The organism is Deinococcus aerius (assembly GCF_002897375.1).
Lineage (GTDB): Bacteria > Deinococcota > Deinococci > Deinococcales > Deinococcaceae > Deinococcus > Deinococcus aerius.
The window spans coordinates 62,868-79,132 of sequence record NZ_BFAG01000008.1; the positions used below are offsets into that span (position 1 = coordinate 62,868).

At 69.9% G+C, this 16,265-nt stretch carries 13 protein-coding genes; 6 read left to right on the plus strand and 7 right to left on the minus strand.

Translation table 11 applies throughout. From position 1 onward, the window contains the following. Nucleotides 1-22: 22 nt before the first annotated feature. The 5 genes from aceB to gcl form a co-directional block, all read right to left on the minus strand. The gene (gene aceB, locus DAERI_RS11905) at nucleotides 23-1,582 is read right to left on the minus strand and encodes a malate synthase A (RefSeq protein ID WP_235610370.1); all 1,560 of its coding nucleotides are present in this window, start codon (nucleotides 1,580-1,582) and stop codon (nucleotides 23-25) included. Nucleotides 1,583-1,715: 133 nt separating this feature from the next. Further along, the gene (locus tag DAERI_RS11910) at nucleotides 1,716-2,993 is read right to left on the minus strand and encodes a glycerate kinase type-2 family protein (protein WP_201262750.1); all 1,278 of its coding nucleotides are present in this window, start codon (nucleotides 2,991-2,993) and stop codon (nucleotides 1,716-1,718) included. A gap of 2 nt (nucleotides 2,994-2,995) precedes the next feature. Further along, nucleotides 2,996-3,886, minus strand: coding sequence for a 2-hydroxy-3-oxopropionate reductase (locus tag DAERI_RS11915; protein WP_103129648.1), 891 nt, complete (start codon nucleotides 3,884-3,886; stop codon nucleotides 2,996-2,998). Beyond that, the gene (gene hyi, locus DAERI_RS11920) at nucleotides 3,883-4,686 is read right to left on the minus strand and encodes a hydroxypyruvate isomerase (RefSeq protein WP_103129649.1); all 804 of its coding nucleotides are present in this window, start codon (nucleotides 4,684-4,686) and stop codon (nucleotides 3,883-3,885) included. Before hyi ends, DAERI_RS11915 begins: the two co-directional genes overlap by 4 nt. Before the next feature lie 175 nt (nucleotides 4,687-4,861). Continuing rightward, the gene (gene gcl, locus DAERI_RS11925; RefSeq protein WP_103129784.1) at nucleotides 4,862-6,640 is read right to left on the minus strand and encodes a glyoxylate carboligase; all 1,779 of its coding nucleotides are present in this window, start codon (nucleotides 6,638-6,640) and stop codon (nucleotides 4,862-4,864) included. A 279-nt stretch (nucleotides 6,641-6,919) separates the two neighbouring features. Between gcl and DAERI_RS11930 the strand changes: the two genes are divergently transcribed. The 6 genes from DAERI_RS11930 (at nucleotide 6,920) to DAERI_RS11955 (ending at nucleotide 14,277) form a co-directional block, all read left to right on the plus strand. Beyond that, nucleotides 6,920-8,311 (plus strand): aldolase/citrate lyase/malate synthase family protein, encoded by a 1,392-nt coding sequence (locus DAERI_RS11930; protein WP_103129650.1) that lies wholly within the window; start codon nucleotides 6,920-6,922, stop codon nucleotides 8,309-8,311. Beyond that, nucleotides 8,308-9,552, plus strand: a complete 1,245-nt coding sequence (locus DAERI_RS11935; protein ID WP_103129651.1) for an allantoate amidohydrolase — start codon at nucleotides 8,308-8,310, stop codon at nucleotides 9,550-9,552. The genes DAERI_RS11930 and DAERI_RS11935 overlap by 4 nt, the downstream gene beginning before the upstream one ends. Continuing rightward, nucleotides 9,552-10,934, plus strand: a complete 1,383-nt coding sequence (locus DAERI_RS11940; protein ID WP_103129652.1) for an allantoinase — start codon at nucleotides 9,552-9,554, stop codon at nucleotides 10,932-10,934. The genes DAERI_RS11935 and DAERI_RS11940 overlap by 1 nt, the downstream gene beginning before the upstream one ends. Beyond that, nucleotides 10,931-11,692, plus strand: a complete 762-nt coding sequence (gene allE, locus DAERI_RS11945) for a (S)-ureidoglycine aminohydrolase (RefSeq protein WP_103129653.1) — start codon at nucleotides 10,931-10,933, stop codon at nucleotides 11,690-11,692. Before DAERI_RS11940 ends, allE begins: the two co-directional genes overlap by 4 nt. Nucleotides 11,693-11,836: 144 nt before the next feature. Continuing rightward, the gene (locus tag DAERI_RS11950) at nucleotides 11,837-13,597 is read left to right on the plus strand and encodes an NAD-dependent malic enzyme (RefSeq protein ID WP_201262751.1); all 1,761 of its coding nucleotides are present in this window, start codon (nucleotides 11,837-11,839) and stop codon (nucleotides 13,595-13,597) included. Further along, nucleotides 13,594-14,277 (plus strand): MIP/aquaporin family protein, encoded by a 684-nt coding sequence (locus tag DAERI_RS11955; RefSeq protein WP_201262752.1) that lies wholly within the window; start codon nucleotides 13,594-13,596, stop codon nucleotides 14,275-14,277. Before DAERI_RS11950 ends, DAERI_RS11955 begins: the two co-directional genes overlap by 4 nt. An 88-nt stretch (nucleotides 14,278-14,365) precedes the next feature. Here DAERI_RS11955 and uraH read toward each other — a convergent pair whose 3' ends face one another. Beyond that, a complete protein-coding gene (gene uraH, locus DAERI_RS11960; RefSeq protein WP_103129654.1) occupies nucleotides 14,366-14,755 on the minus strand; it encodes a hydroxyisourate hydrolase in 390 nt (129 codons plus the stop codon). Between the two features lie 85 nt (nucleotides 14,756-14,840). Continuing rightward, nucleotides 14,841-16,265, minus strand: a complete 1,425-nt coding sequence (locus DAERI_RS11965) for an alkaline phosphatase family protein (protein WP_103129655.1) — start codon at nucleotides 16,263-16,265, stop codon at nucleotides 14,841-14,843.

Genomic DNA, 16,265 nt, shown 5'->3' on the forward strand with positions numbered 1-16,265 from the left:
ACCGAAATCCATGCCATGCCCATCAGGCGAGCTGCCCGTAGGCGGGCAGGGTCAGGAACTCCACGAGCGGCGAGCGCGTCGCCACGTCCTTGAAAAGCCGCCCCGCCTGGGCGAAGTTCGGGCCGAGCTTGCCCAGTTCGTCCTCAAAGAGGGTGCCCAGCAGGTCCTGTGTCAGGGTGCGCCCGTCGTCCAGCCGGACCCCGTGGTGCAGCCACTGCCACAGTTGCGCGCGGCTGATCTCGGCGGTGGCGGCGTCCTCCATCAGGTTGTGGATGGGCACGGCGCCCCGGCCCTGGAGCCACGCCGCGAGGTACTGGATGCCCACGCTGATGTTCGTCCGCACGCCGCCCTCGGTGATCGTGCCCCCCGGCGGGGTGAGGAGGTCGCTCGCGGTCACGTTGAGGTCCGCCTGCTTGCCGGAGTCGATCTGGTTGGGGCCAGGCATCAGGCGGTCGAAGACCTCGGTGGCGAGCCCCACCATGCCGGGGTGGGCGACCCAGGTGCCGTCGTGGCCGTTCGTCGCCTCGCGCTCCTTGTCGGCGCGGACCTGCTCGAAGGCGCGCTCGTTGGCCGCCGGGTCATTCTTGACCGGGATAAAGGCGCTCATGCCGCCGATGGCCGGGGCGCCGCGCCTGTGGCAGGTCTGGATGGCGAGCTTGGAGTAGTTCGCCATCATGGGGACCGCCATCGTCACCTGGGCGCGGTCGGGGAGAATCCGGTCGTCCCGGTTCCTGAACTTCTTGATGTAGGAGAAGATGTAGTCCCAGCGCCCCGCGTTCAGCCCCGCCGAGTGCTCGCGCAGTTCGTACAGGATCTCGTCCATCTCGAAGGCGGCGAGGATCGTCTCGATCAGGACGGTGGCCCGGATGGTGCCGCGCGGGGCGCCGAGGGTGTCCTCCGCGAGGGTGAACACGTCGTTCCACCAGCGGGCTTCGAGGTGCGACTCCAGCTTAGGGATGTAGAAGTAGGTGCCGGTGCCCCGGCTGAGCCGCTCGTGCAGGTTGTGGAAGGCGTACAGGCCGAAGTCGAAGAGAGAGCCGCTCATCGTCTCGCCGTCCACCGTGACGTGCTTTTCGGGGAGGTGCAGGCCGCGCGGGCGGACGAGCAGCATCGCCACCTTGTCGTTCAGGCGGTAGCTCTTGCCGCCCTGCTCCAGGCTGATGGTGCCGCGTACCGCGTCGCGCAGGTTGAGCTGGCCCTCGACCATGTTCTCCCAGGTCGGGCTGCTCGCGTCCTCGAAGTCGGCCATGAACATCCGGGCGCCGCTGTTCAGGGCGTTGATGATCATCTTGCGGTCCACCGGCCCGGTGATCTCCACCCGGCGGTCCTGGAGGTCCCGCGGCAGGGGCGCGATCTTCCAGTCCCCGGCCCGGATGTGGGCCGTTTCCGGCAGGAAGTCGGGCAATTCGCCCGCGTCCAGCCGGGCCTGCCGCGCCTCGCGGGCCGCCAGCAACTCGCGGCGCCGGGCGTCGAAGCGGCGGTGCAACTCGGCCACAAAGGAGAGCGCCTCGGGCGTCAGCACCTCGGCGTACCCTTCCTGAAGGGGAGCGGTGATGGACAGGCCAGCGGGCGTCTGCGGGATCGTGGTCACGGGAACCTCCTGGAGGGAACGGGAAACGTGCAAAGAATTTTATCTGGTGAAGATCGTTTCCATTCTATCCATCCAGAAGGCGGGGGCAAGCTCAGTGGGCGTCTCCGAGCCGGTAACGCCGCTTTTATCCCACCCAGATCGCCCGGTAATCGTTGAGGTTATGCCCGCTGGGTCCTGTAATGAGAGCGTCTCCTACTGAGGCGAAGAAGGTGCCGGAGTCGTTGCGGGCGAGGAAGTCTCGGGGGTCCAGGCCCAGCGCACGAGCACGCGCGAGCGAGTCGGGCGTGAGGAAAGCCCCCGCCGCGTCGCTGTTCCCGTCGATGCCGTCCGAACCGGCGGAGAGGGCATACACGCCGCGTTCTCCCAGTTCCTGAAGCAGCCACAGGGCGAATTCCTGGTTGCGCCCGCCGCGCCCGTTGCCCCGCACCGTGACCGTCGCCTCCCCGCCGGAGAGCAGGACCAGCGGCCCCTGGAAAGGCGTGCCGTAGCTGCGAATGCTCCCCACTAAAGAGGCGTGAAATCCGGCCAGGTCACGGGCCTCCCCGGCGAAGGTGTCCCCGAGGATGACCGCGCGGACGCCCTGTCCTTCCAGAAACGCCTGCGCCGCCTCCAGCAGCACACGGTTGGAGCCGATGACGGTGTTCTCGACCTGCGGCAACTCACCGGGCTTCGGGGTCTCGGGGAGGTCGCGCCGGACACCCGCCTCGAAATGGGCGCGGGCTTCGCGCGCCGTAATGCCGTAACGGTCGAGCACGGCCAGTGCGTCCACGAAGGTCGTGGGGTCCGGCACGGTGGGACCACTGGCGATCACGGAGGGGTCATCGCCAATCACGTCCGAGATCAGGAGGGTCCGCACCTGGGCGCGCGTGGCCTGCGCGAGTCGCCCGCCCTTCACGTGCGAGAGGTGCTTGCGAACGGCGTTGATCTCCTCGATGGTGGCCCCGGCGCGCAGCAGGTCACGGGTGAGGGCCTGTTTCTGCTCCAGGGTGACGCCCCAGGGAGCACTCAGCAGCGCACTCCCCCCACCCGAGACGAGGACGAGGAGCCGCGCCCCTTCCGGTAACTCGCGGACCCGGGCCAGGGCCTGTTCGGCGGCCCGCGTGCTGTACTCGTCGGGGACCGGGTGGCTGCCGGGCAGCACCTCCGCCCCTTCCGGTGCGCTGAGGTCGGGGGTTCCCCGGGGCGGCACGGCCAGGCCCGGCACGCCTGGGTAGGCCTCCAGCGCCGCGCGCAGCATGGGCAGCGCCGCCTTGCCGAAGGCGAGCACGAAGTCGGGGCACGGCCCATTCAGGTGCGGGGCGAGCAGGCGGGCCGGGGCGACGGCCTCCAGCGCGGCCCGGTAGCTGGCCTCCAGCAGCGCCCGCAGGTCCGTCCGGGGCACCGTCCGCTCAGGCGCCGTCATGCTCAGTCCAGCCCGGAGAGTTGCGCGTACAGCGCCGCGAGGCCCGAGTGGTCGAGGTCGCCCATCCCCTGCGCGATCATGGCGTTCATCAGCTCGGCGACGCCCGCCGTGGCGGGGAGAGGCACGGCCTGCTCGCGGCCCGCCTCCAGCGCGAGGCGCAGATCCTTGCGGTGCAGATTGATGCGGAAGCCGGGCTTGAAGTTCCCGTCCAGAATCCGCTGCCCGTGCAGGTCGAGAATGCGGCTCTGCGCGAAGCCGCCCAGCAGCGCCTCGCGGACCCGGGCGGCGTCCACCCCGCTCTTGCGGGCGAGGGTCATCGCCTCCGCGACGGCCTGGATGGTCAGGGCCACGACGATCTGGTTGCAGATTTTCGTGACCTGCCCGGCGCCGGGGCCGCCGATGTACACGATGTTCTTTCCGACCGCCTGGAACACCGGGCGGGCCCGCTCGAAGCCCTCCTCGCTGCCGCCCACCATGATGCTCAGGGTCGCCTGCTCGGCGCCGACCTGACCACCGGAGACGGGCGCGTCGAGGGCGTCGGCCCCCTTTACCTTCAGCGCCCCCGCGACCTTGCGGGCGGTGCTGGGGGCCACGCTGCTCATGTCGATATAGAGGCCACCTGACCGGATGCCTTCCGCAACCCCGTTCTCGCCCAGCACGACCTCCTCCACCTGCGGGCTGTCGGGGAGCATAGTGATGACGATGTCGCTCGCCTCGGCGACTTCTCGGGCGGTGCGGGCCACCCGCGCCCCCTCGGCGGCGAGGGCCTGCTCGGCCTCGGGGCCGCGGTTGTTCACGGTGAGGGAGTAGCCCGCCCTGATCAGGTTGCGGGCCATCGGGAGGCCCATGATGCCCAGGCCGATAAAGCCGATGCGTTCCTTACCGTTCGTCATACGCCCACTCCTTCCCTCAGGCCCTGCATCCAGGCCAGCGAACTCACGGTGTCGCCTTCCGGGACGTACTCCAGGCCCACGTACCCACCGTACCCCGCCTCGTCGAGCGCCCGCAGCACGAAGGGATAGTTGATCTCCCCGGTGCCCGGCTGGTGGCGGCCCGGCACGTCCGCGAGCTGGACATGCCCAATCTGCTCTTGCAGGCGGCGGAAGGTGTCGAGCAGTTGCCCCTCGGTCCGCTGCTGATGGTAGAGGTCGTACTGGATGCGGAGGTTGTCCGCCCCCACGTCAGCGATCAATGCGGCGGCTTGATCCGGCGTGCGGAGGAAGAAACCGGGAATGTCGTGGGGATTGATGGGCTCGATCAGGAGGGTGACGCCGACCTGGGCGAGTTCCGAGGCGGCGTACCGCAGGTTCTCGACCAGCACGCGGCGGGCTTCATCGGGGGCCGCCCCTTCCGGCAGCTTGCCGACGAGGCAGTTCACGAGGGGCGGGGCCTCCGCGCTCCGCAGCGCCTCCACGTAGGTCATCGCGCGGGTCACGCCCTGGCGGAACTCCTCCTGGCGATCCGGCAGCACGGCGATTCCCCGCTCCCCGGCCTCCCAGTTCCCGGCGGGCAGGTTGAAGAGGACCTGCTTCAGCCCGTGCTCCTGGAGTTGCGCCCGCAGGTCCTCGGGGGCGTAAGGGTAGGGGAACATGTACTCGACGGCATCGAAGCCCGCCTGGCGGGCGGCGGCGAACCGTTCCAGGAAGGGCCGTTCCTGGAAGAGCATCGTGAGGTTGGCGGCGAATCGGGTCATGGGTGGAGTCCTCCCAGTGGGGGAAGGGGCGGAGCGGTGGGCCGGGCGACTTTTCTCGGATGCCTGGCCCGTTCACCCCCTCCCGGCCTCCCCCCTCAAGGGGGAGGAGTAAAAAAGACGGTCGCAAGTGACTTCCTGGAGGTCAGGAGAAACATGGTCTCCAACCCCTCATCCCTCAGTCCAGCAGTGCCACCGCGGTCGGCGCGTCCTGCCGGGCGTCCTCGGCCAGTTCCTCGAACTCGGTGACGGCGTTGATCTCGGTGCCCATGCTGATGTTCGTCACCCGCTCCAGGATCACCTCGACGACCACGGGGACGCGGTGCTCGCGCATCAGGTCGCGGGCCTTTTCGAGGGCGGGCAGAATCTCGTCGGGTGTGAAGACCCGCAGCGCCTTGCAGCCCAGGCCCTCCACCACTTTGAGGTGGTCCACCCCGTAGCCGTTCACCTCGGGCGAGTTGATGTTCTCGAAGGAGAGCTGCACCTGATAGTCCATGTCGAAGCCGCGCTGCGACTGGCGGATCAGGCCGAGGTAGGAGTTGTTCACGAGCACCTGGAGGAAGGGCAGGTTGAACTGGGCGCCCACCGCCAGTTCCTCGATCATGAACTGGAAGTCGTAGTCGCCGGAGAGGGCGACGACCTCCGCGTCGGGGCGGGCGGCGGCCACCCCCAGCGCGGCGGGCACCGTCCAGCCCAGCGGCCCGGCCTGCCCGGCATTGATCCAGTGGCGCGGCTTATAGACGTGCAGGAACTGCCCACCCGCAATCTGCGAGAGGCCGATGGTCGTGACGTACACACTGTCGCGCCCGAACGCCTTGTTCATCTCCTCGTACACCCGCTGGGGCTTGACCGGCACGTTGTCGTAGTGCGTCTTGCGGAGCATGGTCCGCTTGCGCTCGCGGCAGGACTCGGCCCACTCGCCGCGGTCCTTCAGCTTCCCGGATGCGCGCCACTCGCGGGCGACCTGCACAAACAGTTCCAGCGCGGCCTTCGCGTCACTGACGATGCCGTAGTCGGGGCCGAAGACGCGCCCGATCTGGGTGGGCTCGATGTCCACGTGGACGAACTGGCGGCCCTGGGTGTACACGTCCACCGAGCCGGTGTGCCGGTTCGCCCAGCGGTTCCCGATACCCAGCACGAAGTCCGACGCCAGCATCGTCGCGTTGCCGTACCGCTGCGAGGTCTGGAGGCCCACCATCCCGGCCATCAGCGGGTGGTCGTCGGGGATGCTGCCCCAGCCCATCAGGGTGGGGATGACGGGCACGCCGGTCAGTTCCGCGAAGGTCTGGAGCAGGTCGGAGGCGTCCGCATTGATCACGCCGCCACCCGAGACAATCAGCGGGCGCTCGGAGGCGTTCAGCATCTCCATCGCCTTTTCGACCTGCGCGTGGGTCGCGGCGGTCTTGTACACGGGCAGCGGCGAGTACGTCTCCGGGTCGAACTCGATCTCGGCCATCTGCACGTCGAAGGGGAGGTCGATCAGCACCGGGCCGGGCCGCCCCGAGCGCATCAGGTGGAAGGCCTGCTGGAAGACGCGGGGCACGAGGGCGGGCTCGCGCACCGTGACGGCCATCTTCGTCACCGGCCCCGCGATGCTCTCGATGTCCACCGCCTGGAAGTCCTCCTTGTACAGCCGGGCGCGGGGGGCCTGCCCAGTGATGCAGAGGATGGGTACCGAGTCGGCGCTCGCCGCGTACAGGCCGGTGATCATGTCCGTCCCGGCGGGACCGCTGGTGCCGATGCAGACGCCGATGTTCCCGGCCCGGGCGCGCGTGTAGCCGTCCGCCATGTGCGAGGCGCCCTCGACGTGGCGGGCGAGGATGTGGGTGATTCCGCCGAGCTTCCGCAGCGCGGCGTACAGGGGATTGATGGCGGCCCCCGGCACCCCGAAGGCGGTCTCCACACCCTCCAGGCGCAACACGTGAACAGCCGCCTCGACTGCGGGCATCTTCGGCATCTTCATTTCCTCCTTGGGGGCAGCGTAAGGGGTGGACCGTGTTTTGTCAATCTATAGAAGAGTTTTTCATACAGTGAAAGTAGGCGGATTGGGATGAAGAGGTGTTAGGAGTCGGCAACCTCGGAGTCTAGCTACCATCACAGCTCCGCTCGCCGGGTTGCTGAATTTTGCTCGGTAAAAAATCTATCCAATCTTTGACAATTCTGGGCTTGGCGTGTTACACCGTGCGTACAGAACAGCCTTCTCTCCACCGCCTTCCTCAGCCCCCTGGAGACTTCCGTGACCACATCCGAAACTGCCGTTCAGCGCACCCTTCAGGGCCTGTTCGCGGCGCGTTGGCAGGCGCTGCTCTCGCCCACGCCCTGGACTCCCGGCTTCGACCCGCGCGGCGCGGCGATCCGGCAGGGGGAATGGCAGGTGGCGCCCCCACCCGACGAGCTGCGCGCGCGGCAGGTCGAGCAACTCGTGGAGGCGAGCGACGCCGCGGCCCTCGACCAGGCGCTGGTGGCCGGACCCGACGCCCTGATCTTCGATTTCGACGACACCTTCTCGCCCACTCCGGCGAACGTGCGGGCGGGCTACGCCAACCTGACCACGCTTCAGGGACGGGCAGGCCCCCTCACGATGCTGCGGCCCCGCCCGCTGTACATGGCCGACCCCAGCCCGTCTGCCCCGGGAACGGACAGCGCCACCATCAACGACGTGGCCGCGTTCGTTCAGGCGTTCCCCGAGCGGGAGTTCCTGTACGTGTACATCCCCAAGCTGGAATTTCCCGCCCAGGCCGAGTTCTGGCACGACCTGCTCACCGAGGTCGAGCGGCAGAGCGGGCGGGCGCCGAACAGCATCCGTGTCTGCCTCCAGATCGAGACGCTGCCGGGCGCCTTCCACGCCGAGGAACTGCTGTACGCCCTGCGCGAGCGGGCCTTCGGGCTGAACGCGGGGCGCTGGGATTATGTGTTCAGCGCGGTGAAGTGGCTGGGCGGGGACGAGCAGTTCTGCCTCCCCGAACGGGCGGAGCTGCATATGGGCCAGCCCTCCATGCAGGCTTACGAGGCGCACCTCGCCCGCGTGTGTGCCCGCCGGGGAGCCCAGGCCGTCGGGGGGACCGCGGCCCTGGCCCCGGACCCCGCCGACCCCGAACCGGCCCTCGCAGTCGTCCGCGCCGACAAGGAACGGGAAGCCGCGCAGGGCTACGTCGCGGCCTGGGCCGGGCTGCCTGGCCTGATCCCCACGGTGCGGGCCGTGTTCCGGTCTCCCCCGCCCGTCTCCCCACCCGCCCCGCTGTCCGAGGAGCAGGTGAAAACTGCGCTGCTGGGCTTTCCCCGGGCCGAGCAGGTCCCTCTCGCCGCCGTGCGCGAGGCCATCGGCGTGGCGTGCGACTACTTCCGGGCTTGGCTCGCCGGGCGGGGCGTGATCGTGCGGGCGGGGCGGGTGGAGGACACGGCGACCGCCGAACTCGCCCGGGCACAACTCTGGCAGTGGGTGCAGCACCGTCTTCCGTTGGATAGTGGAGAAGTGCTCACCCCTGACCTCTTCGGACGGCTCCTCGCCGTTCAAACGGACCCGCAGGAACCCGCCGCGCGGCTGCTCCGGTCGCTCGTCCTCGCCGACGCCTGCCCCGCCTACTTCCCGCTGGTGGTGCGGGCTTTCGATGAGGTGAATTTCCGATGACGGTTCTTCCGGCCTGGACCGAATTGGTGCGGCGCACGCTGGACTGCTGCGCCGACCTCGCCGCCTGCACGGAAAAGCCCGGCGAGATCACCCGGACCTTCCTCTGCGCCCCGATGCACGACGCGCACGCCCGGCTGGACGCCTGGGCCGCCTCGCTGGGCCTGGAAACCCACGTGGACGCCGTGGGGAACTGGCACGCCCTGCGCCGCAGCCCCAACCCCGAGGCCCGTAACCTGGTGATCGGGTCGCACCTCGACAGCGTGCCGAACGCCGGGCCCTACGACGGGGTGCTGGGCGTGGTGCTGGGGCTGTCCCTGCTGGAGGCCCTGGGCGACACGCCCCTCCCCTACCACCTCCACGTGGTCGGCTTCAGCGAGGAGGAGGGGGTGCGCTTCGGCGTGCCCTTCATCGGCAGCCGGGCGCTGATCGGGACGGCGGACGAACTGCTGAACCTGACGGACGCGGGGGGCGTCACCGTCGCGCAGGCCATCCGCGAGTACGGGCTGGACGTGAGGGAACTGGAGGGGGCGCGGCTGCGGGACGACGTGCTGGGCTACTTCGAGCTGCACATCGAGCAGGGTCCGGTGCTGGAGGCCGAGGGCCGCTCGCTGGGGGCCGTGAACGCCATCGCCGGGCAGGCGCGCTTCAACCTGACCCTGACGGGCAAGGCCAACCACGCGGGCACCACGCCCATGCATCTGCGCCGCGACGCGCTGACGGGCGCGAGTGCCTTCGTCCTCGCCGCCGAGGAGGTGGCCCGGAACACCCCCGGCCTCGTCGCCACCGTCGGTTCTCTGCGGCCCCTGCCGGGCGCGAGCAACGTGATTCCCGGTGAGGTGCAGTTCACCCTCGACATCCGCCACGCGCGGGACGAGGTGCGGCACCGCGCGCAGGAGGAACTGCTGGCCGAAGGCGAGCGGATCGCGCGGGAACGCGGTCTCACCTTCACCCACGAGCTTCGCATGGAGGAGCCTGCCACCCCGATGGACCCCAGCCTCACCGCCCTGCTGGGCGAGGCCCTGAGCGCCGAGGGGCACGTGCCCACCCCGATGGTGAGCGGGGCCGGGCACGACGCGATGGCGGTCGGCCACGTCTGGCCCGCGACCATGCTGTTCCTGCGCAGCCCCGGCGGGCTCAGTCATCACCCCGACGAGACGGTGCTCCCGGAGGACGTGGAGGCCGCCCTGCGCGTGGGCACCCAGTTCCTGCGGATGCTCGCCGAACGGGAGGGGGTGCGCTGATGTACGACCTGCTGATTCGCGGCGGGAGCCTGGTCCGTGAGGACGGGATCGAGACGGCGGACCTGGGGATCGCGGAGGGCCGCATCGTGGACCTGGCCCCGGAACTGGACGGCCCGGCCCGCGAGGAACTCGACGCGCGGGGCCTGCACGTCTTTCCCGGCGCGGTGGACATCCACGTGCACTTCAACGAACCTGGACGGACGGAATGGGAGGGCCTCTCCACCGGCAGCCGCGCGCTGATCGCCGGGGGAGGCACGACCTTCGCCGACATGCCCCTCAACAGCACCCCGCCCGTCCTCGACCGCGCTACCTTCGAGGCCAAGCGGCAGGCGGCGGAGCGGGGGTCCCATGCCGATTTCGCCCTCTGGGGCGGACTGACCCCCCGCAACATGGACCGGCTGCCCGAGCTCGCGGGGGCGGGCGCGGTGGGCTTCAAGGCCTTCATGAGCCACAGCGGCCTGGAGGAATTCGAGTCGCCCGACGACTACACCCTGTACGAGGGGATGCGCCTGGCGCGCGAGCTGGGCCTGATCGTCGCCCTACACGCCGAGAGCAATTCCATCACCCAGGGCCTCTCGGCGCGGATTCGCTCGGAGGGGGGCCGCTCCGTGCGCGACTACCTCCGCAGCCGCCCCGCCATCGCGGAGGTCGAGGCGGTCAGCCGCGCCCTGCTGCTCGCCGAGGAGACGGGGGCGCGGCTCCACCTCGTCCACCTGAGCACCGGGCGGGCGGTGACGCTGGCCGCCGAGGCCAAGGCACGGGGCGTGGACGTGAGCCTGGAGACCTGCCCGCACTACCTCTGCTTCACCGGCGAGGACATGGAGCGGCTGGGCGCGGTGCTGAAGTGCGCGCCGCCGCTGCGGGACGCGGGCGAGGTAGAGGCGCTGTGGACTGCGATTCGAGAAGGCCGCATCGACACCATCGGCTCCGACCACTCGCCCAGCACCCTGGACCTCAAGGAGCGCGCCGACTTTTTCGAGGTCTGGGGCGGCATCGGCGGCGTGCAGTCCACCCTGGGCGTCCTGCTGACGGAAGGCCGGGCGCGCGGCCTGACCCTCCCGCACATCGCCCGCCTGCTCGCCCGCACGCCCGCCGAGCGGTTCGGCCTGACCGGGAAGGGCCGCGTCGAGCCGGGCTTCGACGCCGACCTCGTGCTCGTGGACCTGGACGCGGAATGGGTCCACACCGCCGAAGACCTCCACACCCGCTGGAAGTACAGCCCCTACCTGGGCCGCACCTTCCGGGGCCGGGTGCGCCGCACGCTGCTGCGCGGCCAGACCGTGTACGCGGACGGCCCCCACAGCGGCGGCACCTTCCCGACTCCCCCCCAGGGCCGCTTCCTGCGCCCCGCCGCCCCCACTCCCCAGGAGGTCACCCCTTGACCCTCAAACAGCTAGGTCAGACCCGCAGCGTCGTCGCCCCCGAGTTCGCGCTCCTGACGCCCGAGACCTTTATCCGCACGACGGTCGCCGAGTGGAAGAACACCGCCTGCATGGTCCACATCGCCCCCGTGATCGGGCAGGGCGCCCGCTTCACCCAGTTCACGGCGGAGATGGGGCCGGGCGCCGAGGCGAGTGCGCCCCCAGCGGGCATCCAACGCTTCGTCTTCGTGCTGGAGGGCGAGGTGGAGTTGCGCGTGAACGGCGAGACGCACCGGCTGGCTGAGTACGACTACGCCTACCTGCCCGCCGGAACGGATCACACCCTGCGCGCCGAGCAGGCCGCCCGCATCGAAGTCTTTGAGAAGCGGTTTCACCCCCAGGCGGAGAGCCTGCGCGCCCCCCAGGTCTTCCTCGGTAACGAGCGCAAGGTGCCCGGCACCGAGTTCGAGGGCGATCCCGGCCTGATCGCCCGCAAACTCCTCCCCGACGAGCCGCAGTTCGACTTCATCGTGACCACCATGAGCTACGCGCCGGGCGCCACCCTGCCCTACGTCGAGATTCACTACATGGAACACGGCCTGCTGATGCTGGAGGGCGAAGGCATCTACCGCCTGGGCGAACGCTTCCTGCCCGTGACCAAGGGTGACGTGATCTGGATGGGCGCCCACTGCCCGCAGTGGTACGGCGCCTTGGGCAAGACGTGGAGCAAGTATCTGCTGTACAAGGACATGAACCGCCACCCGCTGGAGATTCGGTAGGTGTCCGGGCCTTCCCGTCCCTGAACGGGGAGGCTCCGGGCAAGGCGAGCAGGAAGACTGACAGTCCAGAACGTTCTGCTTATGCCTTGAAATCTTTTTTCACTCCTCGAAACCAGCCAGTTCCTTCCCCCCACAGGAGCCGACATGACCACCACCGAGGACCGCCTGCCGCTCACCACCCACTACGACGTGCGCCGTGACGCCGCCGGGCACCGCTACCTGGAACCCCTGGTGCGGGGCTTCGACCTCACCCGCATTCCGCTGCTCAACAAGGGCACCGCCTTCACCGAGGAGGAACGGGAGGCGCTGGGTCTGGATGGGCTGATCGCCCCGCAGGTGGATTCGCTGGAGACGCTGGTGGGCCGCCTCTACCGCGACTACGTGAGGATCACCGACCCGCTGGAGAAGCACGTCTTCCTGCGCAACCTGCAAGACCGCAACGAGGTGCTGTTCTACGCCCTGCTCGCCGCGCACGTGGAGGAGATGCTGCCAGTCGTGTACACGCCGACGGTGGGCCTGGCCGTGCAGCGGTTCAGCCAGATTTACCGGGTGCCGCGCGGCCTGATGCTCTCCACCCGCACCATCGAGCGGGCGGAGGGGGCGCTCGCCAACGTGCCCCTCAACGATGTGCGGATCATCGTGGCGACCGATTCCAGCGCGATCCTCGGTATCGGGGACCAGGGCTTCGGCGGCATGGGCATCTCCATCGGGAAGCTCAGCCTGTACGTCGTGGCGGGCGGCGTGGGACCGGACAAGACACTCCCGGTCGAACTCGACGTGGGCACGAACCGGCAGGATTTGATCGACGACCCCGACTACCTGGGCGTGCACCACCGCCGCCTCACCGGGGACGAGTACCTCGCCTTCGTGGACCGCTTCGTGGAGGCGACCCGGAGGCGGTATCCCAAGGCGATCATCCAGTGGGAGGACTTCTCGCGCGACGCGGCCTTCACCGTGCTGGAGCGCTACCGCCGGGTGGTGCCCAGCTTCAACGACGACATCCAGGGCACGGGCGCGGTGGTCCTCGCCGGGGTGCTGAACGCCTGCCGCCTGAAGGGCGAGAGATTGCGCGACCAACGGATCGTCATTCACGGCGCCGGAGCAGGCGGCATCGGCGTGACCGACGCCCTGCGCCGCGGCCTGATGCGGGACGGCCTGGGCGACGGGGAGGCCCGCGCCCGCCTGTTCGTCCTCGACCAGACCGGGCTGCTGCTCAGCGACCGCGAGCTGGACGGCTACAAGCGGCCCTACGCGCACGACCCGGCGGGCCTCGGCTTCACCTACGAGGGCCGGGCACCGGGGCTGCTGGAGACCGTGCGGGGGGCGAAAGCGACGGTCCTGGTCGGCCTCTCGGGCGTGGCGGGCGCCTTCAGCGAGGAGGTCGTGCGGGCGGTGCGGGCCAACACGCCCTGGCCCGTCGTGTTCCCGCTCTCCAACCCCACCGCCCACTGTGAGGCGCTGCCGGAGGACGTGCTGCGCTGGACGGACGGGGCGGCGCTCGTCGCCACGGGCAGCCCCTTCGCCCCGGTGGAACTGGGGGGCCGCACCCATCCCATCGGGCAGGGGAACAACGCCTTCATCTTCCCGGGGCTGGGCTTCGGCGCGGTCCTCGCCGGGGCGCGCGAGATCACCGACGAGATGGTGCTGGAGGCCGCCTACGCCCTGGCCGACTACACCGGGCGCGAGCACCCCGAGCGCCTCTACCCGCCCGTCGCCGAGCTGCCCGCCGCCAGCGTGGAGGTCGCCGCGCGGGTGATCCGGCAGGCGCTCCGCGACGGGGTGGCGCAGGAGACGGGGCTGGACGACCTGGACGAGGCGGCGCTGACCGAACGGGTGCGGGCCAAGTTCTGGGTGCCGAAGTACCTGCCGTTCCGCGCCCCGGGCCGCGAAGGGGGCCGGGCGTGACCGGCGGGAAGATGCTGGCCGAGGGGATCGGCACCTTCGCCCTGGTCTTCGCGGGGATGCTCGCCATCGTCAACCACGCTGGCCTGCTGGGAGTCGCCTTTGCCCACGGCCTCGCCATCACCGTCATGGCGACCGCCCTGGGGACCATCAGCGGCGGCCAGTTCAATCCCGCCGTCAGCGTGGGCCTGAGTCTGGTTGGCCGCCAGAGCTGGGCCGATACCCTGCGCTTCGCCGCCGCCCAACTCGTCGGCGGGGCGCTGGGGGCCTTCGCCGTCCTGGCGATCCGCGGCCAGGGCGCCCTGAGCGGGGCGGGCTTCGGCCAGCCCAACCCCGGCCCGGGCTTCGGGGCCGGGGCCGCGCTGGGGATGGAAACGGTCCTGACCTTCTTCCTGGTGCTGGTGGTGCTGAAGGTGGCGGTGCGGCAGGGGCACGCCCTGGCCGGGTTGATCGTGGGGCTGACGGTCGTGCTCGACATCCTGGCGGGGGGGCCGGTCTCTGGCGCGGCGATGAATCCGGCCAGGGTGTTCGGCCCCGCCCTGGTGTCGGGGGACTGGACGTTCCAGTGGGTGTACTGGGTGGGGCCACTGCTCGGCGCCGGGCTGGCGGCGCTGACCGCGCGCTTCCTCTGGCGCCTCCCCACCCAGCCACAACCCGTGGTGCCTGAAGCCCGCGCCGTTTGAGGGGCAGATGGAGCGGTGGGGAGCCCGACGTTGAAGGCTCCCCACCGCTCCATATCCCCCGGCCTACCCGGGAGTCGTCCGGCGCCGGTCAGCCTCCCCGGTAAGTGCTGTACGACCAGGGGGTGATGAGCAGCGGCACGTGGCAGTGCCCGGAGGGATCACTCAGCGTGAAGCGCAGCGTGACGAGGTCGAGGAAGGGTACGGCCGGCGCCCCCTCGAAGCCCGCGAAGTACGGGGCGATGTGGAAGGTCAGCGCGTAGGTGCCGGGGTGCAGGCCGCCGTGCCCGGTCAGGGGAGCATCCGTGCGGCCATCCGCGTTCGTCACCGCCTCGGCGAGCTTGCGGCGATCCCCACCCTCGACCCGGAAGAGTTCGACCCGGACCCCGCTGGCCGGGCGGCCCCGCGCGATGTCGAGAACGTGCGTTGTCAGCCCCGAAGGGGACGGGGCCGGGCGGGGGCGAGCCGCAGGAGCCGTCATCACGCGCGCCCCACCCGCGCTTTCTCCCCGGGGAGCGGCAGGGTTTTTACGGCTGGCAGGGGAAATGTCATGTTCAAGGCTATCCTCAACCTTCCCGGGTCACCGGCTGAGTCTCCGGCGACCAGTCCCACGCCTCCTGAGCCAGCCCCAGGTGGGCCAGGATCACCCCGAACACGTCGGTCGGCGCGAGGTGGTCCTGCGGCAACAACTCCGGCTGCGCGGTGATGAGGAGCGGCCCCGCCCCCGGCCCCACCCCCGCCCGGCCATGCGAGCCGCGCACGAGCGTCCCGTCGAAGCCGATCACGTCGAGCAGGTAGCGGAAGCCCAGCTTCTTCTTCGCCAGGGCGACCCCCGCCTTCACCTTCGCGGGCGAGTGCGGGTCCATGAAGAGTTCCACCGGGTCGTAACCGGGCTTGCGGTGGATGTCCACGGTGCGGGCGAAGTCGGGGGCGCGGGCGTCGTCCAGCCAGTAGTAGTAGGTGAACCACGCGCCGGGCTCGGCCACAACGACGAACTCCCCGGCCCTCGGGTGGTCGAGGTGATGACGGTGCTTGCCCTCCTCGTCCAGCACCTCGGCCACGCCGGGCAGGCGCTCCAACAAGGCGCGAACTTCGTCCATGCGGGCCGGGTCGTTCACGTACACGTGGGCGACCTGGTGATCCGCGACGGCGAAGGCGGCACTGACCCCCGCGTCGAGGAGTTCCCGGCCCAGCTCCTCGCGCACGGCGATCAATCCCGCTTCCCGCAGGGCGCGGTTGAGGTGGACCGGACGCCACGCCCGCTCGATCCCGTACTCGGAGACGACGATGACGCTCACCCCGCGCCGCTCGTAAAAATCGATCAGGTCCCCGGCCACCTCGTCGATGGCGGCGAGGTCGTCCTTCATCGCGTCCTGGTCCGGCCCGTACTTCTGAAGCCCGTAGTCGAGGTGGGGCAGGTACACCAGGTTCAGGGTGGGCGAGTGCTTCTCCTCGACGTACTTCGCCGCCTCCGCGATCCAGCGGCTGGAGCTGATATTCGCGTTCGGCCCCCAGTACGAGAAGAGCGGGAAGGTCCCGAGCTTCGCCTGTAGCTCGCCCCGCAACTCGGTGGGCTGGGTGTAGCAGTCGGGGAGTTTGCGCCCATCGGCGGGGTACATCGGGCGGGGCGTCACCGCGTAGTCGGCGCTGGAGTACATGTTGTACCACCAGCAGATGTTGGCGACGGTGAAGCTGGGGTCCCGTTCGCGCGCCACGTCCCAGATCTTGGGCGCCTCGATCAACCGGTTGGACTGCCGCCAGAACTTGACCTCGCACTCGTCGCGGAAGTACCAGCCGTTGCCGACGATGCCGTGTTCGCCCGGCCACCGCCCGGTCAGGTAGGTCGCCTGCACGGAGCAGGTGACGGCGGGGAGCAGGCTCTCGACGGGGACCTGTTTTCCCCTCCCTGCGAAGGCGGTCAGGCGCGGCAGGTGCGGTCCCAGCAGGTCCGGGCTCAGGCCCACGATGTTGATGACGGCGGTTCGTTGCAT